The sequence below is a fragment of the Flavobacterium sp. LM4 genome (assembly GCF_002017935.1).
Lineage (GTDB): Bacteria > Bacteroidota > Bacteroidia > Flavobacteriales > Flavobacteriaceae > Flavobacterium > Flavobacterium chungangense.
The window spans coordinates 3,121,776-3,142,733 of record NZ_MUFW01000001.1 but is presented as its reverse complement, the minus strand read 5'-3'; the positions used below and the strand labels follow the sequence as shown (position 1 = coordinate 3,142,733).

Below are 20,958 nucleotides of genomic sequence, written 5' to 3'. Positions count from 1 at the left end.
TAATAAAAAAAAGCACCAAATGATTATTACAATTGGTGCTCTCTTAAAAGAAAATGATATTATTTTTGATTGTATTTTTCTTTATACTTTTTATACAATTTTGTCTGATGCGTTTCTAAACTAATTGCTCTTCCCTGAATAAAAGCAGTAGTTAATTTATTCGTTCTCATATCCAGTGCATCACCTTCTGAAATAAATAATGTGGCATCTTTTCCTGTTTCTAAAGATCCGCAAAATGCATCAATACCTAGTAATTTAGCAGTATTAAAAGTTATTAGCTGTAATGCTTTTTCCTTATCTAAGCCATAAGCAACACAAGTTCCTGCCAAAAACGGTAAATTACGTGTATTCATGCGTTCATTGTCTCCGCTGTTTTCAAGACCTACAACAATACCTTTATCAGTTAAAATTTTGGCCACTTTAAAAGGCAGTCTGATATCCTGCTCATCACTTGTAGGCATATCATGTACACGTCTTAAAAGTACTCCAATATTATTTTTTTGTAATAAATCAGCTGTTTTGTAAGCTTCAAAACCTCCCACAATGACTATTTTCTTTATTCCGTTATCTTTAGCTGACTGGATAGCATCAATAATTTGCTTTTCTTCATCAGCATGGATAAACAAAGTCTGAGTACCATCAAAAAGACCTTTAGTTGATTCGAAAATTAAATTTCTTTCTTTTGATGAGTCTCCTAAATAGGCTTTAGAGTTAATAAAAAAAGTATTAATTTCATTTACCTGAGTTGAGTAATCTTTGTTAGGTTCAATTATACCCGGCTCAAACCAACTGCCGGTTCTTTTGAATCCTGAAGGGAAATTCAAATGAATACCATCGTTTTCTTTTATCAAAGCATCCTGCCACGTCCAGGCATCAAGCTGAACGATTGAAGATGTTCCTGAAATCCTTCCTCCACGAGGCACTATCTGAGCAATCAAAATTCCATTTGGACGAACAGTCTCAGTAACTTTTGAAGTTGAATTATAGGCAATGATACTTCGTACATTTGGATTTACACTTCCAATTTCTTCCTGATCATCAGATGATTTTACCGCATCAATTTCTACTAATCCTAATGTAGAATTTGGAGCTATGAATCCCGGATATACGTGTTTTCCAGTTGCATCTATAATGCTTTCATAAGCATTATCTGCAAGTCTGATTGTTGAAGCATCAGCAACTAATGTGAGTTTACCATCCTTAAAACCAATGGCGCTGTTTTCGATTGTCGTCCCGTTTCCCAGATGTGCTGTCGCATTCAGTATCAGGACCGACTTTGTCTGTTTAGGTGCTGGAACTTGCTGTGCTTTGGTTTCTATTATTGAAAAAAAAGCTAACAGCAATATATATCCGTTTTTAAGTATCATAATTATTATTAATTTTTTATTTGAAAATCTTTTTAAACTCTTTAGTATTGCTCCAAAGTGTCACAGTGATATTCTTTTTTCTCTTTTTTTGTTGGATCCTGCGTACTCATACCTTTATTTTTTTCCTGTAGCATTTGCCCAATCAACTGATTTCTTTCTCTTGTAATGGCCGCTTGCTTCTCAAGATCTTTTTCGATATCGTAATAAACCACCCCTTCGATAATTGTTTTTTCTGCTTTAGCGTAAACAGATAAAGGATTATCACTCCAAAGCACTAAATCAGCATCTTTGCCAACTTTAATACTTCCTACTTTATCATCAATATGTAATAGTTTTGCAGGATTAAGAGTTACAAATTTCCAGGCTTCTTCTTCAGGAATGTTTCCGTATTTTACAGCTTTTGCAGCTTCCTGATTTAGTCTTCTTGACATTTCTGCATCATCTGAATTATAGGCAACCACTAATCCTTCATTATGCATAATAGGTCCGTTGAAGGGAATAGCATCATTTACTTCAAATTTATAAGCCCACCAGTCTGAGAAAGTTGAAGCCCCGACACCATGTTCTTTCATCTTATCAGCAACTTTATATCCTTCGAGAATGTGGGTAAAAGTATTAACGTTAAAGTTGAATTTATCTGCAACATTCATCAGCATCAATATTTCTGACTCTACATACGAGTGACAGGTTATGAAACGTTTTTTGTTCAGAATTTCAGCTAAGGTCTGTAGCTCCAGATCGACTCTTGGCGCTTTCTCTTTTTTAGGATTCGCATTGAATCTTTTCCAGCTTTCATCATATTCTCTCGCACGTTGAAAATAGTCTGTAAAAACTTGTTCAACTCCCATTCTGGTCTGTGGAAAACGGGTTGGATTGATATTTCCCCAATTGGATTGCTTAACGTTTTCCCCTAACGCAAACTTGATAAATTTAGGCTGGTTCTTATAAAGCATTTCATCAGGAGATTGTCCCCATTTCCATTTTACAATAGCGGAGCGTCCGCCAATCGGATTCGCTGAACCATGTAATAATTGTGATATAGTTACACCTCCTGCTAAATCCCTGTAAATATTAATATCTTCAGAATTTACTACATCTTCGATAGTAACTTCAGCAGTCGAATTATGACCAATTTCATTTACACCTTTTGAAATAGCAATATGAGAATGCTCATCAATAATTCCGCTGGTAAGATGTTTTCCTTTTGCATCAATAATTGTTGCGGAAGCATCCGTAAGATTTTTTCCGATCGAAACAATTTTTCCGTTCTTAATCAAAACATCCGCTTCAGTTAAAATTCCGTCTTTTTCGTTTGTCCAAACGGTTGCATTTTTAAACAATAAAGTTTGTGCAGTTAATTCTTCGGTATTTCCAAAAGCAACATTCGGAAAAGTTGTAGGTATAATTGGATTGGGTTTCTCAGGCTTGACAGTATCTTTTACAGCAACAAAAGGAGAGGTTTTTACAACTGTCCAATTTACCTGATTGCCATTATACAATTCAGCTTTTCCAGAGAAATTATTAGTATTTTCTACAAATCCTGTTAAACGGCTGAAATTTGATTTTATAGTATCATTTGATTTTATCAAAAGTGAAATCCAGTTTTTTGAAACAGAAAAAGTATTTTTTACTTTTTTAGCATCGCTAGTAATAATTTCAGATTTTGGTGCTTCTGCCGTTCCGTCAATTTTCCATTTTAAAGTTTCATTTCCAATTGTCAGATTGTAGTTGCCACGAATATCTTTTAAATTTACATCGTTAATTATATATTTATTACCCTGAACCCAGTTTTCGTATAAAATGGTTTTTTCATCAAAAATTTCTCCCGAAGTAATTATAAAATTGGCAAAACTCCCTGTTTTCAAACTTCCAATTTCGTTACTTTTTCCTAAAAGTACTGCCGGAACAGTAGTCAATGCCTCCAAAGCTTTTGTTTTATCAAAGCCATATTTGATTGCTTTTAGAAGATTGGTCCTAAAATCTTCTGTTTTTTTCAATTTATCAGTTGTTAATGCAAATAAAATACCGTTATCAGAAAGCACTTTTAGATTGGTTGGAGCCTGATTCCAAAAACGCATATCTGCCAATTCTATCTGATTGGATAAATAGGGATTCGATACATCATAAGCTTCAGGAAAATTGATCGGAATAATGAATTTTGAATTGGTTTTTTTGATTTCTTCAATTCTTTCAAATTCATTTCCACTCCCTTTTAAAATATAGTTTAAGCCAAATTCTTTTGCAATTTTAGAAGCTCTTAAGCTATTTAATTTGTCTTCTGACGCAAAAATCTGTATCAGTTTTTCGTTTGCATTTAGAGCTTCCAATGATAAATCTTTCGTGTCTGAATTTCCTTTTTTGTACCAGTCCAAATCAAAATACATTTGACGAAGCAAGGCCATAGATCCCATTAAAGAACTAGGATAAGCCTGATTTGTTAAGGCACTTCTGTTAAAAGAAAAGTGATTTGTTATTTTATTCGAAATGATTTGATTTTTGCCGTCTGTATTATTTAAAGCAACCAAAAGCCCTGTTCCTTGGGCAACCCCGTCATGTATATGAGTTCCTACAACTCCAAAACCTGCTTTTAAAAGTTCTTCGGCTTTTGGCTGATCGTATTTAAAAGTTTCATATCCGTTTAGTTCTGATAGTATACTCTCATTCCAGTAATGTCCGGTTTTTTTAGTATCATATGACAGTTCTTCTCTTCCCGGAGTTAAATTTCTTCTCGGTTTTTCAATTCCAAAACTAGTATAAATATCAATAAATGAAGGATAAATAGTCTTGCCCTCGAGATTGATTGTAATCGCATTTTTTGGAATTTTCACATTATTTCCTACGGCAATTACTTTACCATCCTGAATAAGGAAAGTCCCTTTTTCAATTTTTTGTGTAGGTGTAACATAAATAGAAGCATTAATAAAAGCTATATAATTATTGTTTTTATTATGCACACTTTCATTAACAGGAAAGTAATCTTGGGCAAATGTTTTTGTTAAAAACAAACTAAACAAAAGCAGTAATATATTTTTTTTCATGTATAAGATATAATTTGTTATAAAAATATAAAATATATGTATTCCTACAAGTTTAATTTTTTCTATTTGAACAGAATCTTACCTTTAAAGTAGAAGACTTTTATATCTGACTAAAATTTAAATCATTTTCAAAATAATATGAAAAAAAGAAACAAAATAAGATGGGGAATTATTGGCTTAGGAAATATAGCCAATCAGTTTGCAACTGATTTAAAATTAATAGAGGAAGCTGAATTAATTGCTGTAGCCTCGAGAGATATTACGAAAGCAAATGAATTTGCAAAAAATCATGATTGCGATAAGTTTTATGGTTCCTACGATGAACTTTTCTCAGACGATCAGGTGGATATTATTTATATCGCAACTCCTCATAACTCTCATGCCGAATTATCAATTCGGGCAATGCAAAACGGGAAACACGTTTTATGCGAAAAGCCTTTATCGTTATCCTATCATGACGCTGTTCTAATGATTGAAGCTTCAAAAAAATACAATAAATTTTTTATGGAAGCTTTTTGGACTCGATTTATTCCATCAATTCGGGAACTGCTGTCAAAAGTAGAAAGTGGTAAAATTGGATCGGTTAAATATCTTAAGGCTGATTTTGCTTATTATAACAGTGAGTTAGGAGTCCGACTGACAGAGAAAAAATTAGGCGGCGGAGCTCTTTATGACATTGGCGTTTATCCATTATTCCTTTCCTATGTTATACTCGGAATTCCAGAAGAAATTTTAGCAAAATCAACTTATCATACAACTGGAGTCGATTTACAGACTACTATGATTTTACAATATCAGTCTGCTCAGTCAGTTTTACACGCCGGTTTAGTTTCTGCTTCTGATATGAAAGCTACCATTAGCGGTACTCAAGGAAGAATTGACATTGATTCTCCATGGTTCATGACAGAAGGATACTCCATTATTGAAAATGAAGAGGAAGAAAAATTCAGAATTTCAAATATTGGAAAAGGGTATGCACATGAAGCAATTGAATGTCATGTCTGCATTAAAAACAATCAAATTGAAAGTAACCTTTGGTCGCATCAAAATAGTTTAGATTTAAGCAGCATCGTTGAAGAAGTAAAAAATCAGATTGGCTTACAATTTGAATAAATTTAAAACAAAAATTTTTAATTGTAATACTTTAATTATTAAAATATTTGTTTATTTGCTGAAGTAAATAAATATTTACAAATTAAGATATTAAAGTATGCTGATTAAAGTTTTTGGAAGCGCTGTTTTTGGAGTCGAAGCTACTACCATAACAGTAGAAGTGAATATAGATAAAGGAATTGGTTACCACTTAGTAGGTTTACCTGATAATGCCATAAAAGAAAGTAGTTATCGTATAGCTGCAGCTCTTAAAAATAACGGATATAACCTGCCAGGCAAAAAAATAACCATAAATATGGCTCCTGCTGACTTGCGCAAGGAAGGCTCTGCTTATGATTTGACTCTTGCAATTGGAATTTTAATAGCTTCAGAACAGATAAAAGCACCTGAAATTGACCGCTACATTATTATGGGAGAACTTTCATTGGATGGAGGTTTACAATCCATAAATGGGGCGCTCTCCATTGCTATTAAAGCTAAAGAAGAAGGCTATAAAGGATTTTTTCTTCCAAAACAAAATGTGAAAGAAGCGGCGATAGTTGCCGGACTAGATGTTTACGGAGTTGAAAATGTTCAGGAAGTCATTGATTTCTTTGAAGGAAAAGGAACTTTAGAACCCACAATTATTGATACCCGTGCAGAATTTCATAAGACCTTAGATTTTCCTGAGTTTGATTTTTCTGATGTTCGCGGACAGGAAAGTATAAAACGCTGTATGGAAATTGCTGCGGCCGGAGGACATAACATCATTTTGATTGGTCCACCCGGTGCAGGAAAAACAATGTTAGCAAAGCGTTTACCTAGTATTTTACCTCCAATGACCTTAAGAGAAGCGTTAGAAACTACAAAGATTCATAGTGTTGCAGGTAAATTAAAAGAAGTTGGGTTAATGAATCAAAGACCATTTCGAAGTCCTCATCATACTATTTCTAATGTTGCCCTTGTAGGCGGTGGAAGCTATCCCCAGCCTGGAGAAATCTCAATGGCACATAACGGAGTTTTATTTTTAGATGAATTGCCGGAATTTAAAAGAGATGTTTTAGAGGTGATGCGTCAGCCTTTGGAAGACAGAGAAGTTACGATTTCAAGAGCTAAATTTACAGTTACCTACCCTTCCTCTTTTATGCTGGTGGCAAGTATGAATCCGAGTCCGAGCGGTTTTTTTAACGACCCGTCAATGCCAAATACTTCCTCTCCACATGAAATGCAACGGTATATGAGTAAAATTTCAGGTCCTTTACTAGACCGAATTGATATTCATATTGAAGTTACACCCGTACCGTTCGAAAAATTATCCGATGACAAAAAAGCAGAAAGTAGTGTTTCCATTAGGGAAAGAGTTACGGCAGCACGTGAATTACAGTCCATCCGATTTGAAAAAATGGCTAACATTCATTATAATGCACAGATGAGCAGTAAATTAATTCGGGAGTATTGCGCTCTTGACACACAATCAAAAGAGTTATTGAAGACTGCCATGGAACGTTTGAATCTTTCAGCACGAGCTTATGACCGGATTTTGAAAGTTGCCAGAACCATTGCAGATTTAGATACTGCCCCTCAAATAGTCTCATCGCACATTGCTGAAGCAATTCAATATCGAAGTTTGGACCGTGATGGCTGGCTGGGATAGACAATACAATTTCAATTATAAAAAAGACAGTCTAAAAATAGCTGTCTTTTTTATAAACAATTAAATGTTAAGCGGTTTTATTAAAACTTAAACTTCATGAATCACAGGAAAATTTTCTGCATTTTCTTGTGCGTTCTTTTTAATCAGTTTACTCACACGAAACATAAGCAGTATGGATAAAATCGAAATTCCGATAATGATGAAACCTAAAGTGTCATAATGTTCCAGTGGGCTTAATTTATCTTTTTGAACAACAATCATTCCTGCGAAGACTGCCGCAATTCCTCCTGCTATTTGTTGTAAAGAAGAATTGATACTCATAAAAGCACCTCTGTCTTCTACAACAGGTATCGCAGTAACCAAAGCCGTTGAAGGTATCATACGACTCATTACTCCACCCATCATCAATACATTAAAAATAGCTACTAACCAAAGTGGTGTAACACTAAGATTGGTATAAAGAGCAACAGTAACGATTGTCCAGATAGATGCGAAGGCAAATATTTTGAATTTGTCTATACTGTCACTTAATTTTCCTATAATAGGCATAATTACTAATGTAGATAATCCGGCAATCATGAATAAAATAGGTAACTCATATTGTGTAATATGCAAATTATTGATGGCAAAAGCACTACCAAAAGGCATTAGCATAAAACCACCAACAGAGAGTAAGGCAGTAGCAGTAAATCCGATTCTATAGTTCTTTTTGGTAAGGGTATGAATTAAATGCGTAAAAGCTGATTTATCTTTTTGAATCAAAAGATGTTTATTTATTGGCTGTAATTTAATTCCAATCAGAGTTACCACGATTGCTGCCATACCTGCAACCCATAAAAACGGAGCATGCCAGCCCCATTCATTAGCAAGATATAATCCAATTGGGATTCCTAAAATTTGACTTGCCCCAAAACCCATCTGTATAAACCCCATAACACGTCCACGTTGTTGAAGCGTAAATAAATCTGCAACAATTGCCATAGAGATTGAACCAATAACACCTCCAAATAAACCCGTAACGATTCTGGCTGCTACAAGCAAAGCATAAGAAGTGACAATTCCACATAGAATTGTGCCTACAATAAAACCAATATAAAAGAATAGCAATAATTTTTTTCGGTCGAATTTATCCGCAAAACCTGCTGTAAGAAGTCCAGAAATTCCTGCACTGAAAGCATAAGCAGAAACCACTAAGCCAAAACGTGCAGGTTTTATATCCAGATCTTTCATAAGTATATCTCCTAACGGTGACATTACCATAAAATCGAGAATTACTGTAAACTGAGTAATTGCCAGTATAAAAACTGCAAATTTTTGATAACTGGTAAAAGGCACTGACTGGTTTTGTTCTTTCATTTTTAGTTTAGTCTAATGGTCTACAATTGAAATTATGTCTGTTAACAATATTGATTATTTGTTCTTCTGATAATGTTTCACTTACAACTCGTAAAACGCAATCAATATCTTCCTGATCTATATTCCATTGATGAATTTCAGAATTTTCATTGAGTGTACAACTCATTAGTTGTTTGTCATTAACCGTTCTAATATTGGTTGCAAATACTAATATGTTTTGTATATTTTTCATATTTGGAGATTATTAAGGTGTCAGTGCTTTTATTACTAATTCAAATGCTTCATCCATTTTTTCTTCTGTGAGTTTAAAAGGTGTATCTCCAAAACTTTTCCCTTCATTTTCAAAACGAAGTAAAGCATATAGAGGACCATAAGCCACACTCCAGAATACTTCAATAGAAATCGGCAGCAGTTCCTTTCTTTCTAATGCATTTTCAATAAAACTCCACATTGTTTTTTTAAAATTCGCAAGGCTTTCTTCTAAAATATCATCCCGATAACTAGAATGGCTTAAAGCTTCCCAACAAGCAACTTTTAAAGGATTTTTTAAAGCAAAACGCGCCCTGTTTTCCCACTGTTTACGCAGACCTTCCTTAAAAGACATGGTTGAGGAGAAATCTTTTACCATTTCACTAAAAAAGGTTTGTCCAATTTCTGTCCCAATTTTCTTTATCAAATCTTCTTTATCCGAATAGTAAATGTATAATGTCGCTACAGAAACACCGCTTTCTTTTGCCAATCGATTCATCCCAAAGCCTTCAATGCCATATTTTACGAGCATTTCAATAGCTTTTTGTTTTACAGCATCTTCTTTATTTGGATCTCTTGTTCGCATTTTTCTGTTTTAATAAGCACAAATATATTGAATATAAATGAATGTTCGCTTACTTATATATGTATTTTAAAGCAGATAAACTTATTTAATCCACAGTAGACATAAAAAAAAGACAACCATCTCTGATTGTCTTTTCTTGTATAAAATAAAAATTGCTCTTTTAAATTATGCAATTTTAGCGATAATAGCATTAAAAGTTTCGCTTGGACGCATTGCCTTACTCACTAATTCAGGAGTTGGCTGATAGTAACCGCCAATATCCTGAGGTTTTCCCTGAGCACCAATTAATTCTGCATCGATTTTAGCTTCGTTAGCTTCAAATTCAGCAGCAATTGGAGTGAAGATCGATTTTAATTCAGTATCTTTTGTCTGAGCAGCCAAAGCCTGAGCCCAGTAGAATGCTAAATAGAAGTGAGATCCACGGTTGTCAATCTGACCTACTTTACGAGCTGGAGATTTATCATTTGCCAGGAATTTATCATTAGCCTGGTCTAAAGTTTCAGATAAAACGATAGCTTTAGAATTATCTAAAGTTTGTCCTAAGTGTTCTAATGAAGCCCCAAGAGCTAAAAACTCTCCAAGTGAATCCCAACGTAAGTATCCTTCTTCTGTAAATTGCTCAACGTGTTTAGGAGCAGATCCTCCGGCGCCGGTTTCAAACAATCCTCCACCATTCATTAAAGGAACGATAGACAACATTTTTGCAGAAGTACCTAATTCTAAAATTGGAAATAAATCTGTTAAGTAATCACGTAAAACATTTCCAGTTACAGAAATTGTATCTAAACCTTTGATGATTCTGTCTAATGTAAATTCAGTTGCAGCAATCGGGTTTAAAATACGGATATCTAAGTTTGTCGTATCGTAATCTTTTAAATATTTTTCAACTTTAACTATCAATTCTCTGTCATGCGCTCTGTTTTCGTCTAACCAGAAAACAGCAGGAGTATCAGATAAACGAGCTCTGTTTACGGCTAGTTTAACCCAGTCCTGAATAGGAGCATCTTTTGCCTGACACATTCTAAAGATATCATTTGTTTCAACGTTTTGCTCCATTAAAACATTTCCTTTATTATCTACAACACGAACAACTCCATCTGCAGCAATTTGGAAAGTTTTGTCGTGAGAACCATATTCTTCAGCTTTTTGAGCCATTAAACCTACATTAGGAACACTTCCCATCGTTTTTGGATCAAAAGCCCCGTGTTTTTTACAGAAATCAATTGTAGCTGTATAAACTCCTGCATAACAACGGTCCGGGATAACAGCGATTGTGTCTTGTGCTTTTCCTTCTTTGTTCCACATTTGTCCAGATGTACGAATCATTGCCGGCATAGAAGCATCAACAATTACGTCTGACGGAACATGTAAGTTTGTAATTCCTTTATCAGAATTAACCATTGCCAAAGCTGGTCCGTTTTCAATTGCCTGATTAATTGCAGTTTCAACTTCAGCTTGTTCAGGTCTTCCTGCAATTTTTGCATAGATATCACCTAAACCATTTCTGGTATCAACATTTAATTCAGCGAATAAAGATTCATATTTTTTAAAAAGATCCGCAAAATAAACTTCAACGATAGCGCCAAAGATAATTGGATCTGAAACTTTCATCATTGTAGCTTTTAAGTGTACAGAAAGCAAAACACCTTCTTTTTTAGCTTCAGCAATAGCTTCAGTAGCAAAAGCTTTTAATTTATTTACACTTAAAACAGAGCTGTCAATTATTTCACCTGCTTTTAGCGGAGTGCTTGCTTTAAGAACAGTAGTTGTACCATCTTTTGAAACGAATTCAATTTTTACATCATTAGCTTCAGCAACAGTAAGAGATTTTTCACTTCCGTAAAAATCACCGCCTGTCATGGAAGCAACTTTAGTTTTTGAGTCAGCAGACCATGCCCCCATTGAATGTGGATTTGCCTTTGCAAAGTTTTTAACTGCTCTTGGAGCTCTACGATCAGAGTTTCCTTCACGCAAAACCGGGTTTACAGCAGAACCCAATACTTTAGCATATTTTGCTTTAACTTCCTTTTCAGCATCATTTTGAGGATCTTCCGGAAAATTTGGCACATTATATCCATGAGACTGCAATTCTGCAATAGCCGCTTTTAATTGCGGAACAGATGCAGAAACGTTTGGCAATTTGATAATGTTAGCCTCAGGCTGAGTCGCCAATTGACCAAGTTCAGCTAAAGCATCTCCTGTTTTTTGAGCATCTGTTAATGATTCAGGAAAATTAGATAAAATTCTACCTGCCAGCGAAATATCTCTAGTTTCAATAGCAATACCAGCAGTAGCAGTAAAAGCCTGAACAATAGGCAGTAAAGAATAAGTCGCTAACAATGGCGCCTCATCAGTTAAGGTGTAAAAAATTTTTGAATTCTGTGTCATTTTTTTTTTTTTTATAATCGTATTGCCGGAATCAGCAATTTTCAAGGTATAGTCGGCTCAAAATGAGCGGAGCAAATATAGTAAAAACAGTGCGAAAACGGTTTAGTTTTCCAGAGAAATCCTGAAATTAACAGATTGCCATTTCGAAGTCTTTAAATTATTAAATCAATGATTTTTGCTGCAAAAAATTATAGTTTTTATATTTAAAAAATAAGTTCCAAAAAAAAAACTCGTTTCAACTTACTTGAAACGAGTTTTTTATAACAAATAGATAAATGATTATCTTCTTTTATCTCTAATCTTAGCTTTTTTACCAGTAAGTTCTCTGAAGTAGAAAATTCTAGCTCTACGTACAGCACCTTTCTTGTTGATTTCAATTTTTTGCAAAGCTGGCAAGTTTACCGGGAAGATACGCTCTACACCAACAGCACCAGACATTTTACGAATAGTAAAAGTTTCTGTGTTACCAGAACCTCTTCTTTGAATAACAACTCCTTTAAAAAACTGAGTTCTTGTTTTTTCACCCTCTTTAATTTCGTAGAAAACTGTGATAGTATCTCCAGCTCCAAAAACAGGGAAATCTTTTCTAGCAACGAATTCGTCCTGAACGAATTTTAATAAATCTGCCATGATAATTTAAATTATTGTTTTTATATTAGAACAACATTCACGGATCTCGCCAGAGGTTGGTCTAATTCGGGTGCAAATGTAGAAAATAATTATGAATTATAAATTGTAAATTGTAAATTATTTTTTAAGCCATAAAATTGAAAGCCATAAAGTCTTATTGATCTAAAAATGAAGATGCTATATTGTCTATTTTATGACTTTCGACTTTAAAAACTTTAAGACTATTCTAATAAATCCGGGCGTCTGTTTTTTGTATGTTCGTACGCCATATCCTCACGCCATTTGTCAATTTTGGCAAAATGTCCACTGGTTAAAACATCAGGAACTTTCCATCCTTTATAATCTGCAGGCCTTGTATATATAGGTCCTGAAAGTAAATTATCCTGAAAACTGTCTGTTAATGCTGAAGTTTCATCACTTAAAACACCAGGAATCAATCTGATCAAAGCATCGGATAAAACCAAGGCTCCCAATTCTCCCCCTGATAAAACATAGTCACCAATTGAAATTTCTTTGGTTATAAAGTGATCCCGAACACGTTGGTCAACGCCTTTATAATGCCCGCATAGAATAATAATATTTTCATACATCGACATTGTATTAGCCATTTTCTGGTTCAAAGTTTCACCGTCAGGCGACATATAGATAATTTCATCATATTCACGCTCACTTTTCAAATGCGTGATACAGGCGTCAATGGGCTGAACAGTCATTACCATTCCGGCTCCTCCTCCAAAAGGATAATCATCTACGCTTTTCTGTTTATTGGTTGTATAGTCACGTAAATTATGAAAATAAACTTCAACCAGACCTTTGTCTATGGCACGTTTCATAATCGAAGCCTCAAAAGGGCTCTTTAATAATTCCGGCAAAATCGTAATAATATCAATTCGCATTTTATTTTTTCAATAGTTCTAAGTGGCAAAGATACAAAGTAAATAGATTCATCAAATTCAAACGACAATGTCAATTTCAAAATTCAATGACTAATCCATGCATTCCATCAGCAATAAATCACCGTTTTTGTGGGTAATCGTAACAATCCCGTCTTTTGCAACTGAATTGCTGCTTCCTGTTCTATACCCCATTGTCAGAGTGTCATTTTGTAGCGAATACTCTAAATTAGTTGAATAAATACCGCTCACAACACCAATAGGAATCAAGGAAATTGGTGTTTTTTCTGTGTACCATTTTTCAAATTTATTTGGCAATAGAAATATTTTAGAATGATCGTCCAGAATTACAATTTTAAGCAAATCACGGTAACGAACAATATTGGTTAGGTTTGTAATGGTATGATCTGCACGTTTTCCGGTGGCCCAGACCACATTTACAGCCGGGATTTTTCTATCGATCAGGTAATCAAAAGCTTTCTCTAAATCGGTCTTGTTTTGGTCAGGTGTATGAACAATTTCTATTGGAAATTGTGAAGTTTTGTAGATTTCAGGATCAAAACCACGATCGAAATCTCCCAAAAGCACATCTACTTTTATACCTAAATCTACAACACGTTCAATGGCCGAATCGAGTACAATAACGAGCGGGGACCATTCGAGCAGTTGCCCTAATAATTCAGCATTGCAAGCAGCTCCGTTGGCGATAATTAATGCGGGTTCCTGATCGTCGCGAACAATATGATGTGATGACATGCTGGATTATTATTTTTGAATGAAATGCAAATGTACAAAAGAAAGAGATTTTTGAATGTTGATTAACAATTTTAGATTCTGATTTTTGAGAATGTAATTTTAAGTTTTATAATCTGTAGTCTTAAATAATTAACCGTCGATGATAATTAATTTGTCCTAAATGATAGGCTAAATGTGTAGAAAGGTGTACCAAAAAGAAACCAGTTGTCATTTCTTTCTCGAAAACAATTTGCGTATAAATACTTTCTAAATCGGCTTCGTTTACGGAATCAAGAGCATTATTTATAACTAAGATAGTCTGGTCAATTTTACTGATCAATTCTTCTTTTGAAACATTTTTTAAGGAAAATTCTAACGGACGATCTCTAACATAACCCGTTTTTCCCAGTTCGGCTCCTATGTAAGTATTTAGATTTCCAATTAAATGCAGGCAAAGATTCCCTGCAGAATTAGAAATATTTTTATCGATTAGCCAAAGCTGACTATCGGTTTCATATAATTCAATTTCGGCTTTTAATTTATTGAGATCACGATTAAAAAGTAATCTTAGCACTTCTATCAGCATAACTTTAAACTTTATTTTTTTATAGGGATCCAGATTTCTTCTGAATTTGGATTATCTCTTTGATAATTTTCAGACATTACAGCAAAATGAGGTCTGTCATCAACTTTGAAACCGGAAGCCGGCATCCATTGTGTAAAAATGAAACGATAAGTCTTATCCCCTTCTATTGCAGGACCTTCATGAACGAAAACGGCATATAGTCCGTCCGGAATTATCAAAGTTTCCATACCTGATGGAATTTCATTAAAATCCAAAACTTCCATGGCTGCCCATTTCTTAAAAGTTCTTTTAGCATCAAAATTATTAAAATATCCAGCTGAGAAAACTTCAATCGAATACAAATTAGAATCAATTGAAGTCTTGATTTCTTTTCGATCCGGCATAAAACTGCTCCATAACTGAAATGTTTTATTTTCGACAAATGACATTGTGATGTGTTTACCAATGAGTTTTTTCTCAGTTAGTATTTCAATTCTTGCTTCCATTTTTAACTAACTTATTTAACAGTATATTTTCTTGAAACTATTTCACTAAGTGAAAAATAACCTAACGGAAAATTACTTTTATCGGTTGTATTGATAATATTACCTCTCACTGTTGCGGGCGGAGTTTGAAAAGGCCCTCCAACATTACTACCTGCAATGCTTACTAATATATTCATGTAATTGTAATATTGCTTTGAAATTCCATAATGTGTTATTTCAATTTCGTCTCCGGCTTTCAAATCCTCGTCATCAGAAACACTAAAAAATTCGTTACCCTGATAAAACTTATCTTCATCAGCATAATAAGTCGAGGTAATTTTATTTGAATATACATATTTGTATAAATAATAATTATCTACATCTGCCGGGTCATTATAAAAAGCTCTAACTACAATACCGGCAAGAGCACCTGCATCATATTGTGTAACAGTTGTTATTGGAGTTACAGATTTTAGCGTTTCACTAGCTGTATAAGTATCCCCTTTAGCAATTACTGTCAAGGTATAGGTCTCGCTAATTACCGGCCTAAAATTATTACAGACATATCTTCCGGAATTTGGTACTTCTGTAAAATTAAATTGCTGGTTAGCATTATTTTTAACATAAACAACTGCTCCTGAAACTATTGGAATCTCATCTTGAAAATAACCTGTTGTAGTTGTCAGCTTAATAGTTTGCTGGGCTCCGGAAGTTCCTTTTCTCCAATTGATAGCTGCTTCTATTACTAATTTTGGAGAAGCAGTATCTAAATCAACCTCAACTACTTCTTCACAGCTTGTAAAGAATACAGACATAAAAAACACCAAAAACAAAATTACTTTTTTCATACTTTATATTTTTTCTTTTTACAGAAAATGATTTTAAAACTTAAAATTATAACTAACCGCTGGTACAATTCCGAAGATAGATGTTCTTACTGCTTCATTATAACCAGTATCTGCATTTTGACGGAAATTAATTGAAGCAGCATTTTGTCTGTTATACAAATTATATATACTAAAAACCCATTCGCCTTTCCATTTTCTGTTTTTATTATTTGTGGGTGTCAATGTAGCCGAAACATCTAAATGATGATAAGCAGGTAATCGGTTTTCATTTCGCAATCCATAACTGGGAACAGTTATTCCTAAATATTCATACTGACTGTTTGGGTAGCTAACTGGCTGGCCGGACTGTAAAACAAAATTAGCTCCAAATGTCCATTTTGCATTTAAATTATAAGCAGACGTAATAGCTACATTATGTAATTTATCATAAGCAGAATTATACCATTGACCATTATTGATTCCTGTTTCTTCGGGAGTTCTGCCGGGAGTTTGTTGTTCTGATTTTGAAAGTGTGTAAGAAATCCAGCCGTTAAGTTTGCCTTCATTCTTCTTAAACATGATTTCTAAGCCATAGGCCCGCATTCTTCCATTTAAAATTACTTGTTCAATTGCATCATTTCCAATCAGATTAGCTCCATCGATATAATCCAGCCTGTTTTTAACTTTTTTATAATAAATCTCTGTTTCAAGTGAATAAGCCCCGCCATTAAAATTTCTAAAATAACCTACAGCAACCTGATCTGCAATTTGAGGCTTGATATAATTGTCGCTTGGCATCCAGACATCAAGAGGTGTCGGAGATGAAGTATTGGAAACTAACTGGAGATATTGTGCCATTCTGTTGTAATTCGCTTTTAATGCGGCATCATCATTCAGCTGAAAAGAAATTGAAAACCGGAGCTCAAGGTTGTTATAACTTTCAATAACCTTGTTCTTTTTGTAGTATTCAGTACTTATTGGTGTCCCTTTTTCATAAATCTGCATATCCGAATTGAAGACAACTGCATTATTGTTTTCATACAAATTAATTGTCGAAGCTCCCAGACGATAAAACATACTAAATCTTAAGCCACAGTAAACTGTAATTCTTTTTGAAAGCTGACTTTCTGAACCAATATAAGGGGATATTGCAAGTGCATATTTTTTATCTAATTGCTCAGGATTGATTGTAAATTCATCACTTAAGGACTTAATTATTCCAGGGTTAAATTCGTAATAGATTCCGTTTAAACCATAAGTTAATTTGAATTTATCTGAAATAAAGTTTTCAAAATCGTATTTAACAGTATAGTTTTTAATGCCGGAATTCCATTTGAAACCTACAAAATTTAAATCAAGTCCATAATAATAATCACTGTAGATCAACGATAAATTTGCAAATAATTTATCGGAATATAAGTGACTCCAACGTAAGTTCAATATAGAGTTACCATAAGTATTCATGAAAATTTCATTCAGTTTAAAAACGTCACGCCCAAAATAACCTGATAAAAACAAACTGTTATTCTCGCTTAGTTTATAACTCAATTTGGTATTTAGATCATAAAAATAGGCAGCGTTGCCTTTTTGATCCTCTGATAATTTTAGAAACAAATGTGCATAAGATGCTCTTCCTCCTATCAAAAAAGAACCTTTGTTTTTTACTATCGGGCCTTCTGCAAGAATACGGCTTGAAATTAGTCCAACTCCGCCATTTACATGAAACTCTTTACTATTTCCATCTTTCTGATAAATATCCAAAACCGAAGAAACCCTCCCTCCATATCGGGCCGGAATCCCTCCTTTGTATAACTTCAGATTTTTAACAGCGTCCGGATTAAAAACAGAAAAAAATCCAAAAACATGGGAAGAATTAAATATAGTCGCTTCATCTAATAAAATTAAATTCTGATCGGCACCGCCTCCCCTGACATTAAAACCTGAAGCACCCTCTCCTGCATTTGTTACTCCCGGCAATAGTAAAATAGATTTTAAAACATCAACTTCACCCAAAACTACAGGCATTTTTTTGATGTCAGAAATAGACAGTTTATTAACGCTCATTTCAGGTGATTTAATATTGGTTTTATATCTCACCTCCTTAATTAGAACTTCCTGAAGCTCTTCACTGTTTTCGTTTAAGGCTAAATTGTCTTTTGTATTTTCCTCTAATAATATTGTTTTTTCAACTTCCTGATATCCAAAATGGTTTATTCTCAATTGATGTTCTCCAGTAGGAAGTGTAAGTGAATAAAATCCATATTTGTTAGTATAAGTTCCAACTTTCAAAGCTGGAATATAGATATGAACCCCTATAAGAGTTTCATTATTACTAAAATCGGTAATGGTACCACTTAAAGTAAATCTTTCCTGAGAAAATGAAGTTAGGCATATAAGGAAAAGAATAATAAACGCATCAATTTTTTTTGTAATCATTGTCGGGGTTTAGATATCCTTAAGTTAACAATTGAAAGTAAATTATGTAGTATGAAAATTGTTAAAAATGCGTTAAGAATTTCTAAACATTATTATGTATCTAAATTATTCGTATTTGTTAAACCTATATTTTTCCAATTATATTTTTTAATCTCCACCTAAACAGAAATCATCACACAGATTTTTGCCTACAGCTAAAAACCATAGAGAACCTATTGTCGTAATTTTGAAAAAACAAAAAAATGTTAATTCTAATTTTATTATTGCGTTTGAGGGTGAAAAATCAAAAAGAATTTGAAACTGCCGGATGTAATATCATACCGTGATTCTCTAAAGGTAAATAATCAAAATAAACTTTAATATTCTTATAAAAAATGCGCAAATAAAATGCGCATTTTTTTCGTGTTACTATAATTTTAAAACTTTTATTCCAAAGTAAAAATTTCGTCCAGCCCTTCCATTGCAATTGTAAAGCCTTCTTTTAAGCCCATTTCTATAATCATTTCTAAATCTGATAATTTTTCGTGCTTAATTACAACATCAATAAAAGTTGAATTATTTTTTTTGATCCTTTTTTATTATTCAAAAAAAATCCCATTTATTTGTGGCAAATGGGATTATAAAGATTTCTAATTTATCTGAACTTGTTTCGGACAATAATGTTTTTAAATTTAGCTTTAAGGTCCTGACCGGTATCAAAAACCATTTCCTCATTGTTAGGAAAAGGTACTGCACGGTTATTGAAGTTACTTAAGTATTTTTCATCACATGCGTTTCTGTCACCACGATAAGTCGAATAAACGTTTTCAAAAACAGATTCACTTGCCAAAGGAAATGATTGTAATAACTGATTGGTTTTAAAATCAACATACTCTACCTTAGCAGTCACCTGACATGCTTTATATTGTCTGAATTCGAAAATTCTGATTTTAATCTTTTTAAAATTATCTACTTTTATCGGACGCCCCAAACTATCTTTAACAGGTCTGCCTCTACTATCTAATAGCGTTTTAACACCATCCTTAATTTCTTTTTCCTGAACGAATTCCTTTTCTTTAATCTGCTCCGGTGAGATGTGAATTTCCCTGAAATTTAAAATCAGACCGTAATCGTAACTCACTTTTTTTTGTCTGACATTGTGATAAACTGTCCATTTATCGTTAAGTCCATAAGTGCTGAGATCTAATAAATCATTTTGTAATTGCGTCGGAATCACCATATTTGTTTCGTTGGTAGCGTAAACATTTACAAAATCAGTTCCTTTGAATTGAGCATCATCCATTAATTTTTTTGCATTTTTATAATTCGGATTTATGCTTTCGATATAAACTAAATCATCATACGCTTTTCTGTAATTAAGTTTATTAGAAGATTTTAAGAGCGCTTGTGCATTTTCATATAAATATTTAGATAATGCATTTTTACTGTTTACAATCTGATCTGAGTAGTTATCAAAAAGAAATTGAGCATTTTTTCCATGCTTCAATAACTTAAGCGGTAATATGGGTCTAATTTTTTCCTGACGATTATTAAGCTGTAAATAAGTATTATAGATAAGCTCAAGACTGGCAGGATTTTTTTCTTTTTCCATCATTTCAAGATTCCTCAAATCCCTGTCTTTTGCTTTTGCAAAAGCTTCTTCAAGTAAGTAAACATAATCTTGTTTTCCTTTAGAATCTTTGTTAGATTTTAATGCCTCAACAGCACGATTAATAGCCTCATCATAATTACCGTCACTAATAAGCGATTGGGTTGTTTTTACGCCACATGAAAAAACTAAAAATAAGATAGAAACCAGTAGAGTATTTTTTTGCATAAGTATCATTTTGAAGGTGTAAATATATCTTTTTTAACTTTCAACAACTATGCCTTTCAATTTTTTATTTTAATGAGCAGCATCATTCATTTTCAGAATAACCTCCTGTCTCGCTCTCGCCTAAATCTTTTACGGCGAACCCCGCCGTAAAAGGATACCGGCTCGATCGGGGCTAAGTTAGAGATCTTGTTTTCAAAAGATAAAAAAACTCACTTATTATTTTCTTCGAAAAACAACGATTAAACTGTACTAAATATAATCCACCATTTAGCAATATTCATTTTTATCCTTCAAAATCCCCACAATCATGTTGTTCAAACTTCTTCAGTAATTTCTTCAGCGTATAATATTTAGAAATCCGTAAGTTTTCGGCATTAATCTCTTTCCCGGTAATTTTCAATTCGTAAATGGGTGTTTTGTCAATTTCTGTAAATATAAAGTCACTTTGTTGGGTTTTAATTTCAATTTCACTTTTAGCATTTGTGATTTTTATAATTTCAAATTCCCGATTTAGATTTACATCACACACATTGGTTAATTTTAATGTCTGCTCCGTTATAGCAATTTCTGCCAAATCACAAGTATAACAATTGCCACTAAATTCGATACCGTATTTCTTATAAATGTTTTCACTTTTTGAGTCTACTGTATCAATAGGAATCAGGTTAAGTTGTTCTATGCTTCTCTTTTCGTTATTACTATTTTTTTTTGAGACTTTAATATTGTTTTCAGTATTTATCGTGGTATTGCTTTTATTGTTGTTATTTATTTGTTTTGGATTTCGTTCACATCCAAAACAAATAAATACACCTAAAATTATTGTAATTATTATTTTCATTTT

The 20,958-nt window shown here is 33.4% G+C and carries 17 protein-coding genes; 2 read left to right on the top strand and 15 right to left on the bottom strand.

Annotated elements, in window-relative coordinates; translation table 11 throughout:
* Positions 1–59 precede the first annotated feature (59 nt).
* Together BXU10_RS13785 and BXU10_RS13780 are read right to left on the bottom strand one after the other, a co-directional pair.
* A complete protein-coding gene (locus BXU10_RS13785) occupies positions 60–1,367 on the bottom strand; it encodes an amidohydrolase family protein (RefSeq protein WP_078227801.1) in 1,308 nt (435 codons plus the stop codon).
* Positions 1,368–1,408: 41 nt separating this feature from the next.
* The gene (locus BXU10_RS13780; protein ID WP_078227800.1) at positions 1,409–4,405 is read right to left on the bottom strand and encodes an amidohydrolase family protein; all 2,997 of its coding nucleotides are present in this window, start codon (positions 4,403–4,405) and stop codon (positions 1,409–1,411) included.
* A 138-nt stretch (positions 4,406–4,543) separates the two neighbouring features.
* On the opposite strand from BXU10_RS13780, the gene BXU10_RS13775 reads away from it, so the two are divergent.
* Both BXU10_RS13775 and BXU10_RS13770 read left to right on the top strand, forming a co-directional pair.
* Entirely contained in the window at positions 4,544–5,518 is a 975-nt protein-coding gene (locus BXU10_RS13775) for a Gfo/Idh/MocA family protein (RefSeq protein ID WP_078227799.1), read from the top strand.
* Positions 5,519–5,615: 97 nt separating this feature from the next.
* Entirely contained in the window at positions 5,616–7,151 is a 1,536-nt protein-coding gene (locus BXU10_RS13770; RefSeq protein WP_031453736.1) for a YifB family Mg chelatase-like AAA ATPase, read from the top strand.
* Positions 7,152–7,238: 87 nt separating this feature from the next.
* Here the strand turns inward: BXU10_RS13770 and BXU10_RS13765 are convergent, their stop codons facing one another.
* From BXU10_RS13765 to BXU10_RS13695, 13 genes are all read right to left on the bottom strand, one after another.
* Positions 7,239–8,507: an MFS transporter gene (locus BXU10_RS13765; protein WP_078227798.1), complete on the bottom strand. Its 1,269-nt coding sequence runs from the start codon at positions 8,505–8,507 to the stop codon at positions 7,239–7,241.
* Between the two features lie 7 nt (positions 8,508–8,514).
* Positions 8,515–8,739: a hypothetical protein gene (locus BXU10_RS13760; protein ID WP_078227797.1), complete on the bottom strand. Its 225-nt coding sequence runs from the start codon at positions 8,737–8,739 to the stop codon at positions 8,515–8,517.
* A 12-nt stretch (positions 8,740–8,751) separates the two neighbouring features.
* A complete protein-coding gene (locus BXU10_RS13755) occupies positions 8,752–9,342 on the bottom strand; it encodes a TetR/AcrR family transcriptional regulator (RefSeq protein ID WP_078227796.1) in 591 nt (196 codons plus the stop codon).
* A 165-nt stretch (positions 9,343–9,507) separates the two neighbouring features.
* The gene (locus BXU10_RS13750; RefSeq protein WP_078228001.1) at positions 9,508–11,730 is read right to left on the bottom strand and encodes an NADP-dependent isocitrate dehydrogenase; all 2,223 of its coding nucleotides are present in this window, start codon (positions 11,728–11,730) and stop codon (positions 9,508–9,510) included.
* 279 nt (positions 11,731–12,009) lie between these two features.
* On the bottom strand, positions 12,010–12,360 hold the full coding sequence (gene rplS / locus BXU10_RS13745) for a 50S ribosomal protein L19 (RefSeq protein WP_031453731.1): 351 nt from the start codon (positions 12,358–12,360) through the stop codon (positions 12,010–12,012).
* A 221-nt stretch (positions 12,361–12,581) separates the two neighbouring features.
* Positions 12,582–13,256: a tRNA (guanosine(37)-N1)-methyltransferase TrmD gene (gene trmD, locus BXU10_RS13740; RefSeq protein WP_078227795.1), complete on the bottom strand. Its 675-nt coding sequence runs from the start codon at positions 13,254–13,256 to the stop codon at positions 12,582–12,584.
* Positions 13,257–13,346: 90 nt separating this feature from the next.
* On the bottom strand, positions 13,347–14,009 hold the full coding sequence (locus BXU10_RS13735; protein ID WP_031453729.1) for a thiamine diphosphokinase: 663 nt from the start codon (positions 14,007–14,009) through the stop codon (positions 13,347–13,349).
* A gap of 121 nt (positions 14,010–14,130) precedes the next feature.
* Positions 14,131–14,574 carry a DinB family protein gene (locus BXU10_RS13730; protein ID WP_078227794.1) on the bottom strand — a complete coding sequence of 148 codons (444 nt, stop codon included), beginning with the start codon at positions 14,572–14,574 and terminating at the stop codon, positions 14,131–14,133.
* A gap of 11 nt (positions 14,575–14,585) precedes the next feature.
* Complete coding sequence (locus BXU10_RS13725) at positions 14,586–15,059, bottom strand: GyrI-like domain-containing protein (RefSeq protein WP_078227793.1); 474 nt, start codon at positions 15,057–15,059, stop codon at positions 14,586–14,588.
* Positions 15,060–15,070: 11 nt separating this feature from the next.
* Positions 15,071–15,886: a DUF4249 domain-containing protein gene (locus tag BXU10_RS13720; protein ID WP_078227792.1), complete on the bottom strand. Its 816-nt coding sequence runs from the start codon at positions 15,884–15,886 to the stop codon at positions 15,071–15,073.
* Between the two features lie 33 nt (positions 15,887–15,919).
* A complete protein-coding gene (locus BXU10_RS13715) occupies positions 15,920–18,301 on the bottom strand; it encodes a TonB-dependent receptor (protein ID WP_078227791.1) in 2,382 nt (793 codons plus the stop codon).
* 634 nt (positions 18,302–18,935) lie between these two features.
* Positions 18,936–20,117: a hypothetical protein gene (locus BXU10_RS13700; RefSeq protein ID WP_078227789.1), complete on the bottom strand. Its 1,182-nt coding sequence runs from the start codon at positions 20,115–20,117 to the stop codon at positions 18,936–18,938.
* A gap of 283 nt (positions 20,118–20,400) precedes the next feature.
* Entirely contained in the window at positions 20,401–20,955 is a 555-nt protein-coding gene (locus BXU10_RS13695; RefSeq protein WP_078227788.1) for a hypothetical protein, read from the bottom strand.
* Between the last annotated feature and the right edge of the window lie 3 nt (positions 20,956–20,958).